The following is a 1266-nucleotide window of genomic DNA, read 5'->3' on the forward strand; positions in this document are numbered from 1 at the left end:
GTCCACAGGCTGGCCCACATTGGCCGGATCGCCGTCAACTTCGGAGACCGTCAGAGGATCATCCTCAGGGTCCTCGTCATTGCCCAGCACGTTATCCAACACAATCGCCGTGTCCTGATCGGTCGTGTCTTCGTCCATTACAGCGACAGGTGCGTCGTTGGTGCCGGTCACGGTGATCGTGACAGTTGTGGTGCTCTCCGAGCCATCGGGATCGGTGACGGTGTAGGTGACGGTTGTTGTCGCCTCCTCGTCCTCGTCCAGATCCTCGAAGTCGCCGTTGGGATCAAAGCTGATCGTGCCATCGGGGTTGATCGTGACCAGACCACCGTCAGAGCCGTCGACAGGCTGGCCGACGTTCGCCGGATCGCCATTGACCTCGGAGACCGTCAGCGGATCGCCGTCCGGATCGGTGTCGTTGTCCAGCACATTGCCCAGATCGGCAGGCGCATCATCCTCGTTCACTTCGAACGGATCAGCCACAGCCACAGGGCCGTCGTTGGTGCCGGTCACAGTGAAGGTGACGTTTGCGGTGCTTTCCAGACCGTCGGGGTCCGCGATGGTGTAGCTGACGGTGGTCGTGGCGTCTTCGCCCTCGCCCAGATCGTCAAACTCGCCATTGGCATCAAAGTCCACGGTGCCGTCGGCATTGATCGTGAACAGACCGCCGTTGTCGCCGGCAACCACGTTGCCCACGTTTGCAGCGTCGCCATCCACGGCCACCACGGTCAGCGGATCGTCCTCTGGATCAGAGTCCACGCCCTCGCCGGTGTCATCGGTGATCGCATTGGCGTCTTCGTCGCCTGCGGCCTCGTCCTGACCAACAGTATAGCTGCTGTCGACCGCGTTTGGTGCGTCGTTCACACCGGTCACTGTGACAGTGACGGTGGTCGTGCTCTCTGCGCCATCGGGATCGGTGACAGTGTAGGTGATCGAGGTTGTGGCCTCTTCACCCGGTGCCAGCTCTTCAAAGTCGCCATCAGGATCAAACGACGCGGTGCCGTCCGGGTTGATGGTGAAGGAACCGCCGTCAGAGCCGTCTGTGGGCGTGCCCACATTGGCCGGATCGCCGTCCACTTCGGCCACGGTCAGCGTATCGCCGTCCGGATCGGTGTCGTTGCCCAAGACGTTGTCCAGAACAACTGGCGTATCCTCATCCGTCGTGCCGGTATCGGCGACAGCCACGGGGCCGTCGTTTGTGCCGGTCACTGTGACGGTGACGGTTGTGGTGTCTGTGAGGCCGTTGTCGTCGACGATGGTGTAGGTGAC

General features: G+C 61.9%; 1 protein-coding gene. It reads right to left on the reverse strand.

Annotation, left to right across the window (positions count from 1 at the left end):
• The coding region (locus tag V8J84_RS16795; RefSeq protein WP_339933323.1) for an Ig-like domain-containing protein at positions 1-1266 on the reverse strand (1266 nt) is incomplete at both ends.

Source organism: Yoonia sp. 208BN28-4, from assembly GCF_037543925.1.
In the GTDB taxonomy this organism is placed as follows: domain Bacteria; phylum Pseudomonadota; class Alphaproteobacteria; order Rhodobacterales; family Rhodobacteraceae; genus Yoonia.